14 protein-coding genes, 4 tRNA genes and 1 pseudogene are annotated in these 20646 nt (G+C 39.0%); 8 read left to right on the top strand and 11 right to left on the bottom strand.

The annotated features are described in order from the left end of the window. Window positions 1-89: 89 nt before the first annotated feature. Both HMPREF0014_RS15705 and HMPREF0014_RS15700 read left to right on the top strand, forming a co-directional pair. Window positions 90-2822: a TonB-dependent receptor gene (locus HMPREF0014_RS15705; RefSeq protein WP_004886107.1), complete on the top strand. Its 2733-nt coding sequence runs from the start codon at window positions 90-92 to the stop codon at window positions 2820-2822. 13 nt (window positions 2823-2835) lie between these two features. Then, window positions 2836-5601 (top strand): M1 family metallopeptidase, encoded by a 2766-nt coding sequence (locus tag HMPREF0014_RS15700; protein WP_006580664.1) that lies wholly within the window; start codon window positions 2836-2838, stop codon window positions 5599-5601. Between the two features lie 96 nt (window positions 5602-5697). Here HMPREF0014_RS15700 and HMPREF0014_RS15695 read toward each other — a convergent pair whose 3' ends face one another. From HMPREF0014_RS15695 to HMPREF0014_RS15685, 3 genes and pseudogenes are all read right to left on the bottom strand, one after another. Continuing rightward, entirely contained in the window at window positions 5698-6282 is a 585-nt protein-coding gene (locus HMPREF0014_RS15695; RefSeq protein ID WP_004886114.1) for an aminodeoxychorismate/anthranilate synthase component II, read from the bottom strand. A gap of 294 nt (window positions 6283-6576) precedes the next feature. Then, on the bottom strand, window positions 6577-8379 hold the full coding sequence (locus tag HMPREF0014_RS15690) for an aminopeptidase P family protein (RefSeq protein ID WP_004886121.1): 1803 nt from the start codon (window positions 8377-8379) through the stop codon (window positions 6577-6579). Next, window positions 8376-9937: pseudogene (locus HMPREF0014_RS15685) on the bottom strand (peptide MFS transporter). The gene HMPREF0014_RS15690 and the pseudogene HMPREF0014_RS15685 overlap by 4 nt, the downstream one beginning before the upstream one ends. 704 nt (window positions 9938-10641) lie before the next feature. On the opposite strand from HMPREF0014_RS15685, the gene glnA reads away from it, so the two are divergent. The 5 genes from glnA to HMPREF0014_RS15660 all read left to right on the top strand — a co-directional run bounded on the left by glnA (window position 10642) and on the right by HMPREF0014_RS15660 (window position 15448). After that, the gene (gene glnA / locus HMPREF0014_RS15680) at window positions 10642-12057 is read left to right on the top strand and encodes a type I glutamate--ammonia ligase (RefSeq protein ID WP_002052696.1); all 1416 of its coding nucleotides are present in this window, start codon (window positions 10642-10644) and stop codon (window positions 12055-12057) included. A 125-nt stretch (window positions 12058-12182) separates the two neighbouring features. Continuing rightward, window positions 12183-12692 (top strand): chorismate lyase, encoded by a 510-nt coding sequence (locus tag HMPREF0014_RS15675; RefSeq protein WP_004886125.1) that lies wholly within the window; start codon window positions 12183-12185, stop codon window positions 12690-12692. Then, window positions 12689-13567, top strand: coding sequence for a 4-hydroxybenzoate octaprenyltransferase (gene ubiA / locus HMPREF0014_RS15670; protein WP_004886128.1), 879 nt, complete (start codon window positions 12689-12691; stop codon window positions 13565-13567). The genes HMPREF0014_RS15675 and ubiA overlap by 4 nt, the downstream gene beginning before the upstream one ends. Before the next feature lie 115 nt (window positions 13568-13682). Beyond that, complete coding sequence (locus HMPREF0014_RS15665; protein ID WP_004886131.1) at window positions 13683-15140, top strand: lipase family protein; 1458 nt, start codon at window positions 13683-13685, stop codon at window positions 15138-15140. A 107-nt stretch (window positions 15141-15247) separates the two neighbouring features. Next, complete coding sequence (locus HMPREF0014_RS15660; RefSeq protein WP_004886133.1) at window positions 15248-15448, top strand: hypothetical protein; 201 nt, start codon at window positions 15248-15250, stop codon at window positions 15446-15448. Between the two features lie 10 nt (window positions 15449-15458). On the opposite strand, the gene HMPREF0014_RS15655 is transcribed toward HMPREF0014_RS15660, so the two are convergent. The 7 genes from HMPREF0014_RS15655 to HMPREF0014_RS15625 form a co-directional block, all read right to left on the bottom strand. Continuing rightward, complete coding sequence (locus HMPREF0014_RS15655) at window positions 15459-15902, bottom strand: DUF2726 domain-containing protein (protein WP_004886134.1); 444 nt, start codon at window positions 15900-15902, stop codon at window positions 15459-15461. A gap of 56 nt (window positions 15903-15958) precedes the next feature. After that, window positions 15959-16034 (bottom strand) — tRNA-Asn (locus HMPREF0014_RS15650). 8 nt (window positions 16035-16042) lie between these two features. After that, window positions 16043-16118 (bottom strand) — tRNA-Asn (locus tag HMPREF0014_RS15645). An 8-nt stretch (window positions 16119-16126) separates the two neighbouring features. Then, window positions 16127-16202: transfer RNA gene (locus tag HMPREF0014_RS15640), tRNA-Asn, on the bottom strand. Between the two features lie 8 nt (window positions 16203-16210). Further along, window positions 16211-16286 (bottom strand) — tRNA-Asn (locus tag HMPREF0014_RS15635). Window positions 16287-16433: 147 nt separating this feature from the next. Beyond that, the gene (locus HMPREF0014_RS15630) at window positions 16434-17060 is read right to left on the bottom strand and encodes a superoxide dismutase (protein ID WP_000208083.1); all 627 of its coding nucleotides are present in this window, start codon (window positions 17058-17060) and stop codon (window positions 16434-16436) included. Window positions 17061-17207: 147 nt separating this feature from the next. After that, window positions 17208-17966 (bottom strand): Nif3-like dinuclear metal center hexameric protein, encoded by a 759-nt coding sequence (locus HMPREF0014_RS15625; RefSeq protein ID WP_004886136.1) that lies wholly within the window; start codon window positions 17964-17966, stop codon window positions 17208-17210. A 193-nt stretch (window positions 17967-18159) separates the two neighbouring features. Here HMPREF0014_RS15625 and HMPREF0014_RS15620 point away from each other — a divergent pair, with 193 nt between their 5' ends. Continuing rightward, window positions 18160-19335 (top strand): trypsin-like peptidase domain-containing protein, encoded by a 1176-nt coding sequence (locus HMPREF0014_RS15620; protein WP_002052780.1) that lies wholly within the window; start codon window positions 18160-18162, stop codon window positions 19333-19335. A 49-nt stretch (window positions 19336-19384) separates the two neighbouring features. Here the strand turns inward: HMPREF0014_RS15620 and HMPREF0014_RS15615 are convergent, their stop codons facing one another. Continuing rightward, window positions 19385-20623 (bottom strand): multifunctional CCA addition/repair protein, encoded by a 1239-nt coding sequence (locus HMPREF0014_RS15615; protein WP_002052620.1) that lies wholly within the window; start codon window positions 20621-20623, stop codon window positions 19385-19387. Window positions 20624-20646: the final 23 nt, after the last annotated feature.

Here is a 20646-nt window from a genome sequence, read left to right as displayed (position 1 = left end):
AACATCAATATATCTAGAAAAAATGTGTATAAATCAACCAAATAAAAGTGGATATAGTAGGGCGATCTTTATTTTTTCTACTAATAAATATGTATTTAAATAACTTGAAATATGTAGGGGCTTTAAAAAATAAGCGCTCATTTATTTTCGTATTTGTTGCACTGTTTCATCCGTTAGAAAGTTATGCACAAGAAGCTGTAGAGCAACCACAAAACCAAGCTAAAGCAGATAAAGTAGTTCGTGTTGCAGTGACAGGATCTCGAATTTCAAAAGCACAAAAAGATGGCCCAACCAGTGTGACCGTCATTACCGCAGCCGATATTGAAAAACAAGGTTTTAGTAATGCATTTGATGCACTCAATAACCTGACGCAGAACACAGGTTTTGTACAAGGTGCCGATTATGGAAATACGTTTACGCCTGCGGCTAATGCCATTAGTTTACGAGGTTTAGGACCCAATCATACTTTGACTTTGATTAATGGACATCGGGTTGCAGACTATCCTGTACCGTATGATGGCTCTGTCAATTTCGTAAACTTAGCCAATATTCCCACTGCCATTATTGACCGTATTGAAATATTAAACGGTGGTGCTTCTGCAATTTATGGTTCAGATGCAATTGCAGGCGTGGTGAATATTATTCTGAAAAAGAAAACAGACGGCACACAATTTAATATCAAGGCAGGCGGAACCAAAGAAGGCGGTGAAAATTTATGTTTACAACTGAGTGGTAGTAAAACTTTAGACAAGCTTAGTCTCGTTTATGGAGTTGAACTCAGTGGTCGTGAACCGATATGGGCAGCCGATCGAGATTTTATGTCAAGTCGAACTCGTTTGGGGGAGAAACCTGACACGATTGTGGGTCGGAAAAATGCCGATACTGGTAAATACCTTTCAATTGGAGGGTGTCAGGCCTTTAATGGTTTATTTAACGGATCAGTCAATAATATAGGGCAAGCAGGGGCGGACAATTGTGCCAGTGGTTTGGCACGACCAACCTATTGGACTGTTCAAACTCAAAATCGCAGTCAAAATGGTTATCTCGGTTTAGACTATGAGTTAAATGATAAAACCCAACTATTTGCCGATTTTTTAATTGGGGCAAATCAAATTGAAAACAATACCCGTATTCCGATATGGACCTCTTTAGGTGCATCGAGTGGTTATTTTCTAAATCAAGATTCGGGAAATTATGAAATTTGGAATCGTCGTTTTGCGCCTGAAGAATTAGGTGGGGTAGAACGAATAAATAAAAAATGGAAAGAACTTTCTTCGAACTTAAATTTTGGAATTCGAGGCGATATTGGGGAGACGAGCTGGAGTTATGAAGCAGCCTATAATGGTTCCATCTATACTAGTCAGCTACACCGCCAAGGCTTATTACGTTCGAATGTTGATGAATATTTCTTAGGTCAGCAACTTGGTACAGATGCCGATGGTATTCCCATTTATTCACCTCATTTAGATCGTTTAAGTCGACCACTCACAGCAAGTGAATTTGAAAGCATTTCGGGCACAACAAAAGAAAAAGATAAGTCGTGGGCACAAAGTTTAACCCTAAGCGCGAATGGTGATGTGTTTAAGTTACCTGCAGGAACTGCCAAACTTGCGGCTGTGGCTGAAATTGGGCGTCAAGGTTTTTCGATTAAACCAGATCAGGCGATCGAAAATGGTGAATATTATAATTTAAGCTCTAGTGGCGAATATGGAGGTACACGTACCCGCCAAGCACTTGGCGCAGAATTATTCTTACCTTTAGCAAAACCATTAAATTTAACCTTGTCTGGACGTTATGACCGTTATGCTTTATCAGATAACAGCATTGATAAGCTAACTTTCGGTTCGGGTCTCGAGTTTAGACCACATCCAACTTTATTAGTGCGCGGTAACTATGCGACCAGCTTTCGTGCACCAGATATGAACTATCTGTTTTTAAATAAACAAAAAGGTTATTTCGAAAAGACCACCGATTATTTACGTTGTAGCCAAACGGGACAACCTTTAGATAAGTGTAGCTTTAAAGATTACGCACCTGGGGCGAACTACACTTTAACCGGAAACAAAGAGCTTAAACCTGAAGAGGGTAAATCTTATGGTGCAGGTTTTGTTTGGTCGCCAACCAATAAGTTTGACATTAGCATCGATTACTGGGATATCAAAATTGATAATCTTGTGAGAAATTTGAGTGATGACAAAATTCTACGTTTAGAAGCAGATTGTCGTTTAGGCAACCAAGATATTAACTCTGCGGCCTGTATTGATGCTTTGGCACGTGTAGAGCGTAACCCTGCAAATGCAGTTGTCGATCCAAATGTGATTAAGAATATAAATATCGTTCCGATTAATGCTGCATCAGACCATACCCGCGGGATTGATTTCACTAGTAGATGGCGCTGGAAAACAGACAGTTTTGGTAACTTTCTCTGGACGGTAAATTATAGCCGTGTACTAGAACATGAATATCAACAATCAAAAGATCACGAGAAAGATGACTATTTAAAAGATTTAACTATTCCTGATTGGCGTGACCGTTTTAATACCAGTCTCAGCTGGAGCTATGGTGATTGGGCTTCAACAGTATTAGTTAATCGTTATGGCAAAATTCCAAATGGTAACCAGACTGCCTATTTAAGCCCAACGTATTTGGTGAACTGGAGTGGTACTTATCAAATCTCTCCAAAAGCTTCTGCTTCAATCATTATTAATAACTTGTTTGACAAAGTGAAACGAGATGACACAGGCGGTTGGCCGTATTATCCGGTAGGATCATATTCACCATTCGGCCGTCAAGGTTGGTTGGAGTTTAACTATAAATTTTAAGAATGATGTATGGATGCAGCGAAGTGGTACAGCAATTGCTGCATCTTTTTATTTAAAACTACAGAGGATAAAACCCCTTATGCTGGTCAAGCCTTCATTTAAAAAAAGATTGCTACTTACAACATTATTATCTTTATCGGCAACTCAAATTTTTGCATCTTATAACAGTGAACAAATCCCGATTGGTAAATTACCCGAGTGGGTTGTACCCGAATCTTATGATTTAGATTTTAAGATTGATCCCGCACAAAAAGGCTATACCGGTAAAACTACTATTCATTTAAAACTGGCTCAAGCCACAGATCACATCTGGATTCATGGTAAGTCTTTAACGGTGAAAGATGTGAATATCACATCGGCAGAGGGCGTCAAAACCAAAGCAAAATATGAGCAAGCCTCCGAGGTCGATGGGGTGAGTAAAATTAAATTTGCCAAGACCTTGCCCGCAGGCCAGTATCAACTCGTTTTAGATTTTAATGCGGCGTACGATCAGCAGCTCGACGGTATTTATAAAATTGAGTTTGAGGGTAAACCTTATGTGATGACTCAAATGGAAGCAATTAGTGCACGCCAGTCATTCCCATCATTTGATGAACCACGTTTTAAAACGCCGTTTAATATCCGTTTGACGATTCCAAGCAAATATTCAGGTTTTACCAATACCCAACAAACATCTGAGCAAGCAGAGAAGTCAGGTTGGAAAACGCTCAGTTTTGCACAGACAAAACCACTGCCAACTTATTTACTTGCATTGGCTGTCGGACCATGGCAATTACAAAAAGGGCCAGATATTGGAGTAACTTCATGGCGTAAGCAGCCGATCCAGTTACGTGGTATTGCACCTGATGCTAAAGCTGAAAAAATGCAGCATGCCTTATCTGAAACGCCAGCAATTTTAAAAACTTTAGAAGATTATTTTGCCTTTGGTTATCCATTTGACAAGCTCGACTTACTTGCCGCACCAGACTTTGCTGCCGGAGCAATGGAAAACCCAGGGCTAATTACTTTTAGAGACTATCTAATGTTGTTAGATAAGGACTCACCAGTCTCTTTTGTACAGAATTCATTTAATGTCAATGCACATGAGCTTGCACATCAATGGTTCGGTGATGTCGTCACGATGCCGTGGTGGGATGATTTGTGGCTAAATGAATCTTTCGCGACATGGATGCAAAGTAAAATTACTCAAAAATTACATCCGGAATTTAACGCTGATTTAGAGCGTATTTCAGACACCGCAGATGCGATGAAAAGTGATAGCTTGGTGAGTGTACGTCGTATACGTCAGCCTATTTTAAGCAATGCCGATATTCAAACGGCTTTTGATGGTATTACTTACCAAAAAGGTGCAGCTGTTTTAAATATGTTTGAAAACTATTTAGGTGAAGAAAAATTCAAACAAGGGGTACGCAATTATATTAATAAGCACCAATATGGTAATGCGACAGCCAATGATTTAATTAGCGCTTTAGCAGAGCAGTCTGGACAAGGTGAGCGCTTTACTAGAGCGATGAAAAGTTTTCTTGATCAACCAGGTGTGCCTTTAATTAACACCGCATTACAGCAAAAAGGCAATAAAGTCTTTTTAAATGTGAAGCAAAGCCGTTATTTACCTGTGGGTTCAAAAGGTGATGCAAGAAGCCTGTGGGGTGTACCATTATGTGTACGTTATGAAGTTCCAAATGCAGGTAGCAAAGTGCAATGTGAACTGGTAGACCAAGCAGAAACCAAGATTGAACTCAAAGGTGCCAGCCTTGACAGTTGGTATATACCAAATGCAGATGCGGCAGGATACTACCAATTTAGTTTGCCACAAAAAGAGTTTACTCGTCTGACTGCCGCTACAGAAAAGCTTTCTAACACTGAACAGTTAGCTTATGCCTATGCAATTTCAGCTGCATTTAACCACGGTGATATTAATTTGTTGGCTGTCGTAGATGCTGCGAAGAAATTCGCTAATTCAAATAGCCGACAAATTAGTACAGCGCTGTTTTCCCAGTTAAGTACAATTCATCGTCATGTATTGAAAACAGAAGCTGAACGTGAACATTTTAGAAAAGTTTTGGCAAATTTATATTTACCTAAATTAAATCAGTTGGGTTATGTCAGCAAAACAGGTGAATCAGCTGAAGACAGTTTATGGCGTAGTGAGTTAGTTAGATTTCTTGCTTTAGATATTCAAGTTCCAGAAGTCCGTGCACAACTTTTAAAACAGTCAGATGCACTCTTTGCTCAAAAGCAGCTTAACTTTGCGCAAGTAACCCCTGAATTATTGCCAACCATTTTAGCTGTACGTGTACAAGAAAAAGGTCAACCAGCTTTTGACCGATTGTCTGGAGAGTTACAACATGTGAGTCAGCCGACACAGCGTCTAGCAATCCTTACAGCCTTAGGTTCGGCAAATCAAGAAGCAACACGTCAACAAGCCCGTCAGTTGATTTTGAACCCACGTGTTAAAGTTGGTGAAGTTCGTACCGTAGTTAACTCCATTAATAATTATGGAGATGAGCAAGGTGGCTTATGGTCTTGGTTTAAGGTAAATCATGAGGCAGTGTTTGACCGTTTAGGTAAGTCTTCGGCTGGGCGTTTTCCTGCAATGTTTAGTGGGGCAGCATGTACCCAACAACAGGCAGCACAGTTAAATGACTTTTTTGCACCACGAACTAAAGAGTTGGTTGGGGTGGAAAGAGGATTGAAACAGACTAAAGAGCGTATTCAACTCTGCGAATCGCTGGTAGCAAAACAAGATGGATCAATTGTGCAACAGTTAAAGTTGTAATTGATTCAGCCATGAAAAAAGCCAACTGATCGTAGTTGGCTTTTTTATTAAGGGTTCTTATCAAATTACTCTTAGAACAGTCGATTCGAGACTGAATTATGCATAGATGTCTAAAAAGTTTTTAAAGATTTGATGGCCATGTTGACTCAAAATGGATTCAGGATGGAATTGCACGCCTTCAACAGGAAGTGTCTTATGTTTAACGCCCATAATTTCTTCCATTGAGCCATCTGCTTCATTAGTCCAGCATGTTACTTCAAGGCAGTCAGGTAGCGTTTCCTGATCAATGACCAACGAGTGATAACGAGTTGCCGAGAATGGGCTAGGCAGATTAATGAAAATACCCTTATTGCTGTGGTACATATCAGATAAACGTCCGTGCATCACCGTTTTGGCTCTTACAATTTTTCCGCCAAAAGCTTGCCCGATACTTTGATGTCCTAAACACACGCCAAGCAATGGAATTTTTCCGGCAAAGTGATTAATTGCAGGAATTGAAATACCAGCTTCACTTGGAGAGCAAGGACCAGGACCAATCACGAGGTATTTAGGTTGCCATCGTTCAATATCCTCTAATGTGACTTGATCATTGCGAACTACTTTTACTTCCTGATTCAACTCGCCAAAATACTGGACGATGTTGTAGGTAAAAGAGTCGTAATTGTCGATCATTAGAAGCATGATGAACTTAACCTCATGATAATTAAAATATATTTAATAAGTGACTAAAATAGTTATCCATATTGATACCCGTTTTCAGAAAAGACTTTTTAGATTTGAAAAATAAGAAGCCGTTTTCTAATGGGCTAATATAGCAAAAAAAGAAGTAACCAGTTTAACTATTTCATTCGTTAGAAATTTGCAGAAAAAATGGTTTAAGAAGTGAGGCTTTTTGAAATTATAGATAAGTACAAATAAGGCAGAATAAGCTTGTATTGTAAATAAAAAACTATTCTGCCTTAAACAAAAAGAAGATTAAATCTTACGTGTGTTATAAATCAACCAATCTAAAACATCGCCAGATAAATGTTCAGCCAGTCTTTCTTGAACATTTTGATGATAACCATTTAACCAGTCTTTTTCTTCATCTGTTAGCATCTCAACGATAATACAGTCTAAATGAATCGGGCAAAGGGTCAGCGTTTCAAACTCTAAGAAATCGCCGTAGGTTTTTTCAAACCCTGAGTGAAGTCTGTTTGCAACCAGATTTTCAATACGAATACCGTATTTTCCTTCATGGTATAAGCCCGGTTCATTAGAAAGAATCATACCTTCACGCAATTTGCTATAGGCATGAATAGGTGCGTAATAAGAAAGCACTTGCGGCCCTTCATGTACGTTAAGCGCAAAGCCTACGCCGTGACCTGTGCCGTGGCGATAATCTAAACCATGTTGCCATAAAGTATGGCGACAAATTGAATCGAGTAGAGGAGCGGCTAAACCTTCTGGATAAATCGTTTTTGCCAAAGCAATATGACATTTTAAAACCAGAGTATAGTCACGTTTTTGTTGCTCTGTTGGTGTCCCGACGGGAACAACACGGGTAATATCCGTTGTTCCGTCAACATATTGTCCACCAGAGTCAATGAGTAATAGGCCATCGCCTTCAATAAATGAGTAGTGTTCTTCAGTTGCACGGTAGTGGGGTAGAGCACCATTGGCATTAAAGCCGGCAATCGTTGAAAAACTTGGACCTATGAAACCCTCTTGTTGAGCACGGAAAGCTGTAATTTTCTCATCAATGGTGAGTTCTGAAATGCGTTGACCTTGATGAAGGGCTTTCTCTAACCAGTGGAAAAAGTGGCAAAGGGCAACACCATCTTTCACCATGGCATGGCGGATATGAGCAATTTCGCTTTCATGTTTACGCGATTTAAAAAGTGTACTTGGGTTGATGTCGTAAACAATCCGAATATCTTTTGCGATGGCTTGCTCATGAAAAATCGATACTTTGGCTGGATCTAACAGCACAGATGCATTAGAAATATTTGCTAAAAACTGAGCTGAATCTCGATAGTCACGAATCTCAATGCCATCAGCTTTGAAAGCTTGTTGAATGGTTGAATCAACTTTAATGCTATCAATGAATAAAACAGCCTGTTGAGCACTGATATATAAATGCGAAAGGAATACAGGGTTGTACTCTACATCTTGTCCGCGTGCATTTAAAGCCCAGGCAATATCATCTAAAGATGAAATGAAATGTCCTTCAATCGCTTTACTATTTAAAGCATCGCGTATTGCCTGAATTTTTTCTTTACGAGATAGGGCATTTAACCCTTCAGGCATTAAATGAATCTGTTCTAAAGGAAGTTCTGGACGATTAGACCAGATCGAGCCAATTAGATCTTGCTGTGTTTCAAGCTTAAAGCCACGTTGCTTTGCTGTATTTTCCAACGCTTTAGATTGCTGGATTGAAAGTGTTTGCCCATTTACTGAAATAACCGAACCCGCTGGTAGATTTTTCTCAATCCATGCGAGATGTGTAGAAGATTCATCACTGGTCAGTTTTTGTAATTGAAAGCCAGTTCCAGCGAGTTGTTGCTCGGCTTGTACCCAGTAGCGGCCATCGGCCCAGAGTCCTGCAAAGTTTTGTGTCACAACTAAAGTGCCAACAGAGCCACTAAAATCGCTTAACCACTGCCTTGCTTTCCAGTAGTCTGGTAAATATTCAGACATATGGGGGTCTGCACTCATCACAACCAAAGCATCAACGTGTTGATTGATCATGAGTTCTCGAAGTTTCGCTAGTTTTTCTGGAACAGTTAAGTCGTTCATATGGTTTCCAAATCAGGTTGAACTTTGCTGGTACTTTTGCCCATTAATTTATTCATTGGTTTCTTTAATAAAAATAACACGATTGCGCCAATAACCAAGGCCAATACACAGCGCATAAATAGGCTAGGTAAGTGATTAATACCATCTGCCGATACATGTCCGCCAATGAGACCTGCCATGAGATTGCCTAAAGCTGAACCAGTGAACCATAAACCCATAATTTGACTGCGTATAACATCGGGTGCAAGTTTTGTCATGGTTGATAAGCCAATTGGGCTTAAGCAAAGTTCACCTATGGTAAGAAGAAATAATGTACCAACTAACCAAAATGGTGAAACTACTCCGCCATGAATAGCAAAATGACTGGCTAAAGTCATAAGCAAAAAGCCACCTGCTGCGAATAGCAACGCAATAATAAATTTGCTGATATAGCTTGGATCTTTATTTGCCTTACCAAGTTTTGCCCATAGCCAAGCTGCAACTGGAGCAAAGATAATAATAAAAAGAGCATTGATTGATTCAAACCATACCGTTGGAATCTCAAAACCGAAAACAATACGGTCCGTATAATCTTGCGCAAATAAAGTAAAAGTTGTGGGCTTTTGTTCAAAAGCTGACCAGAATAGAGCAGATGCAGCTAATAAAACGAAGCAAATAATGATTTTAAATTTTTCATTTTGCTCTAAATTCAGGAAAAGTAGTAAGTATGCAAAATAAGCAATAATCCCAATGCTAATTCCTACGGTTAAATAGGTTGCGACAGCGACGGGATTGATGTGAATGATACCAAGGAAGGTTAGCGCAATAACGACTGCAACTGCGAATAAAAAGCTAAATACAATTTTAGGCGCATTTTTATTTTCTACGACAGGTTTGCTACAGCTATTGGCTTCTTGGCGTAGCTCATTAAAAGTTTGAAGCTGGGGCATTGCCATAAAACGGAAAATTAATAAAGCAATTAACATCCCAATGCCACCAATACCAAAGCCTAAATGCCATCCATGGTCTTTCGCCAAAAGCCCTGTAATAAGTGGGGCAATAAATGACCCCATGTTAATTCCCATATAGAAAATAGAAAAACCTGCATCACGTCTTGCATCATTGGCTTTATATAGTGTTCCGACAATCACTGAAATACAAGTTTTAAATAAACCTGAGCCAAGAACAATCAGAACTAGACCGAAATAAAAAAAGAATTGATCAAAAATGGTGGTGAGGGCAATTGATAAGTGACCTAAAGCAATAATAATTGAACCGTACCAGACAGCACGCGCCTGACCTAACCAGTTATCAGCAATCCACCCACCAAAAACTGTCATTAAATACATTGAGCCTGCAAATAATCCCACAATAGCTGCGGCAGTTGGTCGATCAAGTGCTAGCCCACCGTCATTCACCAGAGCAACCATATAAAGAACAAGTAAAGGGCGAATTCCGTAATAAGAAAATCTTTCCCAAAGTTCTGTAAAAAATAAAGTTTTTAATGGTTTTGGATGACCGAAAAATGCTTTATCGGTCTGTTCAAGTTCATGTTTCATTATTCAAATCCTTGAATGATTTTATGTTTTTTATAAACATAACTTTTAGTTTGTTTATTTATAACCAAAATTTATGTTTTTATTTTTTAGTTATTTTTAACAATAAAAGCAAATTTACCTTGTATAAAAACAGTGAATGAAAAAGAACATGAATAGTGGAGTTTGTGGATAGGCGAATAACACAAAGGAGTATTCATTTGAAGAATCAAAGAACTGCCGAGTACTGAAATGCTCTATAAGAATTCATAAAAATGAAAACTATTTGGTAGATTGTAAATAAACAATAAAGAACTTACTTGGGTGGCTTAACCAAGGCGCTTAAGTCATCTAAACAACCTAAAAATGAGTGAGAATGAATACTTTAAAAAGCATAAATATTTTTTGTGTAATCTAATAAGAATCTCAACATTATATATAAGAAAGTATTATGATCATGAACGTCTGATAGAAATTGATGCAGCGGATTATATCAGTGCAACAATTTTGCACTAAATTAGGGCAATAATAAGCTATTTAAATATGCCATAATTTGAAAATGTGTGAATATGGTGCATTTGCACAAGCAAACAGTATAATGGGTTCAAGACAAGGGGCCTAAATCATGAATACTTATAAGTAATTCAATGTTTTAGGTAAGTCTTATAAAGTTGGTATGAGAATTGCTTAATAAATACCAGCAACTAACACGCACTTAACAAGTGCAACAAAATTTCATTGGAGCAAAATGAGCATGGCGAACAAGGTCCTTCAACTCATACAAGAAAGTGGCGCAAAATGGGTCGATTTTCGCTTTACTGATACTAAGGGTAAAGAACAGCACGTAACTTACCCAGCTGATTCTATTGATGAAGATACTTTTGAAGACGGTAAAATGTTTGATGGTTCTTCAATCGCTGGTTGGAAAGGTATTGAAGCATCTGACATGATCTTACGTCCAGATGCGGAAACTGGTTTCATCGACCCGTTCTTTGCTGAACCAACTGTAGTTGTGACTTGTGACGTTATTGAACCTTCAACTGGTCAAGGTTATGAGCGTGACCCACGTTCGATTGCTCGCCGTGCAGAAGAATACTTAAAATCTACAGGTATCGGTGATACTGCATTCTTCGGTCCAGAACCAGAATTCTTTGTATTTGACGAAGTGAAGTGGGACATCGATATGTCTGGCGCTCGTCATACATTAATCGCTGAAGAAGCTGCTTGGTCTACTGGTAAAGATTACGAGTCTGGTAACTCTGGTCACCGTCCACGTGTTAAAGGCGGTTACTTCCCAGTTCCTCCAGTCGATTCTTCACAAGATATGCGTGCAGAAATGTGTGCAAAAATCGAAGACATCATGGGCCCAGGTCGTGTAGAAGTACATCACCATGAAGTTGCTTCTTGCCAGTTAGAAATTGGTGTGAGCTTCAATACTCTTGTTCGTAAAGCTGACGAAGTTCAACAGTTCAAATATGCTGTTTGGAACGTTGCACATCAATATGCAAAAACAGCTACGTTTATGCCTAAACCAATGGTAGGTGATAACGGTTCTGGTATGCACGTTCACATGTCTATCTCTAAAGATGGCAAGAACTTGTTTGCTGGTGATGAATATGCTGGCCTTTCAGAAATGGCGTTGTACTTCATCGGTGGTATCATCAAGCACGCTCGTGCATTGAATGCAATCACAAACCCATCTACAAACTCATACAAGCGTTTGGTTCCTCACTTCGAAGCACCAATTATGCTTGCTTATTCAGCGCGTAACCGTTCTGCGTCTATCCGTATTCCATACGTTTCTAGCCCTAAAGGTAAGCGTATCGAAGCTCGTTTCCCAGACCCAATGATGAACCCATACTTAGGTTTCGCTGCATTGTTAATGGCTGGTATCGACGGTATCCAAAACAAGATCCATCCGGGCGAAGCTGCTGACAAGAACTTGTATGATCTTCCTCCAGAAGAAGAAGCAAAAATCCCAACAGTTGCTCATAGCTTAGATATGGCTCTTGAAGCACTTCAAGCAGATCACGAATTCTTGTTAAAAGGCGGCGTGTTCACTAAAGAAATGCTTGATGCATACATCGAACTTAAAACTGAAGATGTACGTCGTCTTAACACGACTACTCACCCAGTTGAATTCGATATGTACTACAGCTTGTAATACGTATTTCGTAAAAAAGCCTGCTTATGCAGGCTTTTTTATTGCTTGGAATGTTGATTGAATTCTCTACGTTTTTTATCAAAAAATTGGGGTAAACTAGGTGCGAGTTTTCATGTGAGCAGATTATGCGTAAACGACAACCAGTACTTAAACAGGAAGAAGCGTTAAATCCTGCATTGAAAACATGGTTGTATGCGTCTGGTTCTCTGACCCAACAATTGACTGAACTTGGCGGTGGACAGTTCAGCGTAAAACCTTTTAAAGAACACTTTCAGCGTTTAACTTTTGCAGACAGTCAATGGATGAATATGCCTCATACCCATACTTCATGGGTAAGGGAAACATATTTATATGGCTGTGAAGTGGAACCTTGGGTTAAAGCAAAAAGTATTTTTCCAATTCGAAGTTTACAAAAAAAAGCCCGTATATTTCAGCATATTGGTTCTAAACCGATAGGCCGTTTTTTATTTCAAAGAACTACGCCACTGTGTGATCGCCGTGTTATTCGCTTACCCGAAGGTTGGACGCGACAAAGTTGCTATACTTGGCATGGGTGTAAATTTATTGTTCAAGAAACATTCTTACCGGCTTTTGAAGCTTTTTTATATCAGCAGCACGACAAGGAATTACTATGACGACTGCAACAGGTACAACATGGCGTCAGCGTTTAGAAGCTTATTATTATCTATGTCGATTTGATAAGCCAATTGGTACAGAATTGGTGTTTTGGCCAACCATGTGGGCACTTTGGGTTGCATCAAAAGGAATACCGAATTTAGGTATTTTATTCGTCATGATTTTAGGTGTTATTTTTATGCGCGCTGCTGGATGTGCGATTAATGACTTTGCTGATCGTAAAGTAGATGGTCATGTAGAGCGTACAAAAACTCGTCCTTTGGCAACAGGTGTCATTCGTGCGAGGGAAGCAGTATATGTATTCTTAGGTCTTGTTTTAGCAAGTGCATGTCTTTTGTTCTTTTTACCTATAGAAACTTTTTATTGGTCATTTGGCGCGTTATTTTTAGCGTTTATTTATCCATTTATGAAACGCTATACCAACTTACCGCAAGTTTTTTTAGGAGCAGCATTTTCATGGTCAATTCCAATGGCCTTTACTGCTGTAGGTAAAACTCCGGATCTGACTTGCTGGCTGCTGTATTTTGGTAATTTGGCTTGGACAGTGGCTTATGACACTCAATATGCAATTACAGACCGTGAATATGATTTAAAGATTGGTGTGAAATCTACAGCTATTCTTTTTGGTCGATATGACATCCAGATTATTGCAATCTTACAAGCAGCCAGTCTTGTTTTGATAGGAACGGCGTTGTATTTAGAAAATATCTTATTTCCATGGGCAATTGTTGCTTTAATTGTTGTGGCATTCGATTTTATATATCAAACACTTAAAACCAAAGACCGCAACCCTCAGGTTTGTTTCTGGGCATTTCGTCACAATCGCTGGGTAGGATTAATCATTTTTCTAGGAATATTTTTAAATTTCATATAGTAAAAATGACCGTGAGGTTGAAAAGTGTTCTATGCAGAGCACTTTTTTTATGTCTTAATATTTGTGCATAAAAATTATGCGGAATAAATAACACATAACATAAAAAGGATATTTTATGAAACGGTCAAAAGTTGCTTTAGCTATAACATTATCGGTTTCAGCATTATTTCTTACAGCATGTAATGACAACAATGACGATTACACTGGGATAGATTCAAATAAGACCTTTTTGTCTGAAAGTAATTACGCTATAGATAAAGTTGATAATGCTTCATCAATTAAAGTCATGACTTATAACATGACAAATGTGCAGGGAAAAACAGCCACTGCTACTGCTATGGTATTGTTCCCAAAAGCATCGCAACCTAAAGATGGTTATCGAGTGGTTGTATGGGAGCATGGAACTGTAGGAGTAGGAGATAGCTGCGCGCCAAGTAAAAATGCAATTAATCCACGATTTAAAATTTTAGCTGAAAACTTATTAGCAGCAGGTTATGTGATTATTGCACCAGATTATGAGGGTTTAGGTACGCCAGGTGTACATCCGTATTTAAACTTGTCTAGTGAAGCAAAATCCGCATTAGCAGCAGTCAAGGCAGCAAAAGACCATTATGGAAATCAGTTGAAAGGCGATTGGATGTCAATTGGCCAATCACAAGGTGGACATGCATCATTAGGTACTGCTGAATTCGCCAATACAGATACAAGTTATAAAGGTGCTGTAGCTGGGGCGCCGGCATCAAGCTTGGGCACAATTATTCAAATTTATATTGATCCTGCAATGAATCAAGATAGTAATTTTGCAGTTAGTAAGCTAGATCAGGCAATTATAGCGCGTAGACAAATTGATGCAGCGATTGCTGCAGGGCAAATGTCTCCAAATGATCCACTGGCGCTTGCTGTACCAACAATTGATAAAACTGCAGAAGGATATGCCGAATTGTTAGCATATGCTGCTTTTGCAAGTGCTGGGATTAAAGCACAGCAACCAAATTATGATTTGAAGTCAATCTTTACATCAGGGGCAGCTGATATTGCAGAATTGGCTTATGGTCGTACAGGAGATGATGGTACATGTCTGAGTTATCCTGCACCTGATACTGCAAATGGTTTACAGGAGAAATTTAAAGCAGGAATCCTAGCTTTCTTAGCTGACCCTACACATCAAATTTCACAGTACGGTATTGATCTAAATAAATTCAAGACCGATCAAGTAGTTCAAAGTTTTTTAACATCGACTCAACCTGCAACGAATGCTACAGCTGAAAAAGTTATTAAAGCACCTGTATTTATTATTCAAGGTGAAAAAGATCAGGCAGTATTGCCTGTAGTAACACAAGCCTTATTCGCAAATATGAAAGCGAATGCTTTGAAATTTTTCCCTCAAGCTGGGTACGATAAGGGATATAACTTAACCATTGTACCGAATGCGACTCATACACAAGCAATCGTATGTCAAAATGCAAATGCCGTAGATTTTATTCAAACGAATATGTCAGCAGGTACCGGTATTGTTCTAACTGATGCACAGAAAGATGCTAGCCAAAGCCCGCACTGTACAGGTAAGTTCTAAGTTTTATTTAACTAGCATTAAGCTTAAGAAAAGAGCCTTTATATAGGCTCTTTTTTGTTATATTGTTACATAGCTTAAAATTAATGATGTTCGAGTTTAAATCACTTATGAGTCAGCAATCAGTTGAAAAAAAATCTGTTCCTTGGTTATTAATGGGGTTGGGTTTACTTATTCCTTTTTTAATTATTGGAATACTTTTCTTGGCTGCAAAGAGTGATGCTAAGAATAAAAAACAATATGAGCAGCAACGTATAGAAATGGAAAAAAGAATAGCTGAAAAAGAGGCTGCAAATTCAGATAAGAAATAGCATTAGCTGTTCAATGAATATCTCTTTGTAGTTGGCGTACGCTCGGTATGCTTGTATAACGTTTTACGATATATCCGGCTTCTGTCAGCATTTGATCGCGTAGACGGTCTTCTTCTGCTTTTTCAAGGTGAGTAGGGTCATCTAACTCAATAATAGCAATTACTTCCATTTTGTCATTAAGCAAAACAAAGTCGGTAACTTTACGATTGAACTGGCTACGAACCTTATAGTCATTGCTGGTGATTAATGCGCTAAACGCCACTTGAGCTAAAACATGGCAAGTTGGGAAACTCTGTTTTAGACGTATAAACATTTGAGTTTCAAAATTAGTAATAACAGGACGAGCAAAGAATTTTTGTTTTGGGAATAAATAGGGACGTAAACAAACAATAAGAAAAATACAGGTGCTTAAGCAACCTAAAACAATAAAAAATAAGTGACTCGATTCGAACATGTGACAACATCATACAAATAAAAACCCACTCGTAATGAGTGGGTTTTTAAGAATCTTGGCTCTCCCACCTGGGCTCGAACCAGGGACCTGCGGATTAACAGTCCGTCGCTCTACCGACTGAGCTATGGGAGATTAGTAGATGGCTCTCCAACCTGGGCTCGAACCAGGGACCTGCGGATTAACAGTCCGTCGCTCTACCGACTGAGCTATGGGAGATTAGTAGATGGCTCTCCGACCTGGGCTCGAACCAGGGACCTGCGGATTAACAGTCCGTCGCTCTACCGACTGAGCTATGGGAGATTAGTAGATGGCTCTCCAACCTGGGCTCGAACCAGGGACCTGCGGATTAACAGTCCGTCGCTCTACCGACTGAGCTATTGGAGAATCTGATGCGCATTTTATGGATGAAATCTAAAAGCGTCAATAAGAATATTAAAGAAAATGAATCGTTTGCTTGATTAATATGCTTTTGTTGCCTTAAAAATAAAAAAACCACCCTAAAGAGGGTGGTTTTTTTATAAAGAAATAAAATTATTTCTCTACACCAGCTGGCTGACCTGCAAGTTTTGCATTTGCATAGTCCCAGTTCACAAGGCTTTCTAAGAAAGTTGCGATGTATTTAGGACGTAAGTTACGGAAATCGATGTAGTAAGCATGTTCCCATACGTCAATTGTTAATACAGCAATTTGACCATGTGCAAGTGGAGTGTCTGCATTTGAAGTTTTAGTAATAGAAAGTTTACCGTTTACTTCATCAGCAACTAACCAAGCCCAACCTGAACCGAATTGAGTTGTTGCAGCAGCAGTAAATTCTTCTGCAAATTTTTCGTAGCTACCAAAAGCTTCGTCGATTTTAGCAGCGATTGCGCCAGTAGGTTTACCACCACCATTTGGCTTCATGCTGTTCCAGTAGAAAGTGTGGTTCCAAACTTGAGCAGCATTGTTGAAAATACCAGCTTTAGATGCGTCACCAGCAGTTGCTTTGATGATTTCTTCTAAAGTTTTACCTTCAAGGTCAGTGCCTTTGATTAAGTTGTTTAAGTTAACAACATAGGTGTTATGGTGTTTGTCGTGATGGTATTCTAAAGTTTCTTTACTGATATGTGGCGCTAAATCATCATAGCCATATGGAAGTGCAGGTAAAGTAATGGTTGTCATGTTCCTATTCCTTGCATTTGCTGGGTTATACAATATTAAGTGGCTCTATTGTAAATGATTCTGTTAACAATAGGGCATCGTTTTAAAGAACTATACACAATAAAGATCTAATTAATACGCATAACACAGATTGAAAAAAAGACTTAATTAAATCGGATTATTCAATTCAAAATATTCAGATTCAACTGTGAACTGTTTTGAAATGGCTTGTGCCAAACGTTGAACTCCATAACGTTCGGTTGCATGGTGACCACAGGCAAAATAATGAACACCTAATTCTTTTGCTTCGTAAAAAGTTCGTTCACTGACTTCCCCTGAAATATAAGCATCACAATTTTGCAAAGCAGCTTTAGCAATAAAATCCTGAGCACCGCCTGTACAGAAACCTACTTTTTGAATCGTTTTCTTCTCGGCTGGTAAGTGAATCACTTTAAAATCAAAACTGTTTTGTAGTTTTGCTTTAAAGTCATCTACAGAAAGTGCTTGTTCTAAATAACCAATATTACCAATTGGGTGTTTCTCGGTTAAATCGAGTGGTTCTAAGCTTTGCAAGTTTAGCTTTTCTGCAATGGCGATATTATTGCCTAAAGATGGGTGTGCATCTAAAGGTAGATGATAAGCGACTAATGAAATATTATTTTGAATGAGTTTTTTAATGCGGTTGCCTCGCATACCAGTAATAGGATACGGTTCGCCTTTCCAAAAATAACCGTGGTGTACAAGTAATAGATCGGCATTTTGAGCAATAGCTGCATCAATTGCATCTTCAGAAGCAGTCACTGCACAAACAATACGTTTTACTTCAGTTGAACCTTCAATTTGCAGGCCATTTGGTGCGTAATCTTTAAACTCTGCTGCTTTTAAGGTTTGGTCGCACCACTGAATAATTTCATGCAAATTTGCCATGATATTTCCTGAATTGAGTAGTAAAAGTTGCTAAAGCTATAGAAACATATTTTGTTGTGTAACTAAAGCTAGACAAATCTTTTTTGACTTTTTTATGTATATCGACATATTTAATTTAAAATGCTTAACTGAAAACTCTTTTTGTTCAATATATTAATTTAATTAAAAACTTCTTTGCGTAGAGGATATGAACGTGCGCCGCACCTTTACATGGTTACCTTGGGTGTTACTTATTATTGTAATTGCCAGTTTTATTGCATGGCAAAAATACCATCAGCCGAAACCAACTGTTGCAGTTGATGGGGTGCAAATGCCTGCTGAGAAAGTTGAGCCTCTGGTGAATACTTCTCGAACGGGTGGGGTGGTATCTTATAGTGCTGCGGTAAAAGTTGCAGCGCCGGCAGTTGTTAATATTTTTACGACCCAGAAAGTTAAACAAAATCATCCTTTATTAAGTGATCCGGTTTTCCGTGAATTTTTTGGAAATCAGGTTCCTGAACAACAACAGCAAAATGAAAATAGCTTAGGTTCAGGGGTTATTGTTCGTGCTGATGGTTATATTCTTACCAACAACCATGTGATTGCCCAAGCTGACCAGATCGTAGTTGCTTTACATGACGGACGTCGTGCAGAAGCTACAATTGTGGGGACTGACCCAGATACAGATTTGGCAGTTATTAAAATCGATTTAGATAAACTGCCAGTATTGCCATTTAAATTGAGTGGTAATGAAGTGGGTGATGTTGTTTTAGCAATTGGTAACCCGTTTGGTGTAGGACAAACGGTAACTCAAGGTATTGTTTCAGCGACAGGTCGATCAGATTTAGGTATTAATACCTATGAAGACTTTATTCAAACTGATGCAGCAATTAACCCTGGAAATTCAGGGGGAGCCTTAATTGATGTTGCTGGTAACTTGATTGGTGTGAATACGGCTATTTTTTCACAATCAGGTGGTTCTTTAGGTATTGGTTTCGCTATTCCTGCGAAGGTTTGTCAACAAGTTCTCAACTCAATTTTAAAAGATGGCCGTGTGGTTCGTGGTTGGTTAGGTATTAGTTTACTACCACCTACACAAGACGATGTATTGGCACCAAAACCACCAGTTGGTGTAATCGTTGCTGATGTATTAAAAAATGGTCCAGCGGCTTCTGCTGGTATTAAAGTGGGCGATAAAATTGTTCAGGTGAATAATGAACCGATTACTTCGGCTTCTCATTTGATTAACTACGTTGCTTTACAGGCGCCAAATAGTGAAATTAATGTATTGGTTGAACGAGATGGTAAACAACAAAACTTTGTTGTGACTGTGGGCGAGCGAAAAGCGCAAAATACTCAATCTCAGTATATCCCGCTTCCTAAACGTTAAAACCTCAATAAAAAAAGCCTCAAGATGAGGCTTTTTTTATGACTACTGATTAAGAATGGCTAAGGCTTTGATGTTGATTTTTAAACTCAGCTAAAGCCTCAATTCGATATTGAATGAGCATTTCACCAATTTCTGCACCCTTAATGTTCTCTGGTAAATCCTGAACTTTAATAGAGCGAACAATTTGCATCGCTTCACGCATATATTGAGCTTGAGGATACGGACGATCTTCTAGCCCTAATCTGCCTTTTGCATCACATTCACAGGCTTGGACAAAAGCTTCTACTCTTTCTGGACGACGTAAAACATCTAAGCGTTGTAATAGACGCCATAAAGTACCTGGCTTTAATGACATAATCTGGTGGCATTTTAAATGCTCTTTACACACTGATAATGCCAACTGCTTGGTTTGCGTTGGGACTCTTAAACGTTCACATAATTGAGTAACTGGTTTAATTCCACGTTCTTCATGCATGATATGACGAGGAAGCTCATCGGCTGGAGTAAGAGCCTTACCTAAATCATGCACTAAAACAGCAAAACGTACATCGAGTGAGTAATTCGATTTACAAGCTTGTTGTAATGACATAAGGGTATGAACGCCACAATCTACTTCAGGATGATATTCAGGACGTTGAGGTACACCAAATAAAGCATCAATTTCAGGAAAAAGATGTTTTAATGCGCCACAATCACGCAAAGTTTGAAAATAAATATCTGCATGAGTTTCCATTAAAGCGCGAGAGGTCTCTTTCCAAACACGCTCTGGTGTTAATGCATCCAGTTCACCTGACTCTGCCATGGTTTGCATAAGTTGCAAAGTCTCTGGCGCAATTTGAAAACCATATGGAAAATATCGTGCAGCAAAACGAGCGACACGCAAAACCCGTAGGGGATCCTCAGCAAATGCTTCTGAAACATGACGTAGAATTTTATTTTCTAAGTCGCTTTGACCACCATATGGATCATATATTTTGCCATCTTGATCCATGGCAATTGCATTAATTGTTAAGTCACGGCGAATTAAGTCGTCTTCTAAACTTACGGTTGTATCAGTAAAGAATTGAAACCCATGATATCCCTGACCAGACTTTCGTTCGGTTCGTGCAAGTGCGTATTCTTCTTTGGTTTGAGGATGAAGAAACACAGGGAAATCTTTGCCTACAGGCTGGAAACCTTGGGCGAGCATGTGTTCCGGCGTTGCACCGACAACAACATAGTCTTTTTCTTGATAGGGATGCCCAAGTAAAAAATCTCGGACGGCACCGCCTACTAAATACACTTGCATGAAAAAACCTCTATTCTTCAAGC

The organism is Acinetobacter sp. RUH 2624, assembly GCF_000162375.2.
Lineage (GTDB): Bacteria > Pseudomonadota > Gammaproteobacteria > Pseudomonadales > Moraxellaceae > Acinetobacter > Acinetobacter nosocomialis.
Note: the sequence above shows the minus strand (reverse complement) of the source record. Positions and strands in the feature narration are given on the sequence as shown.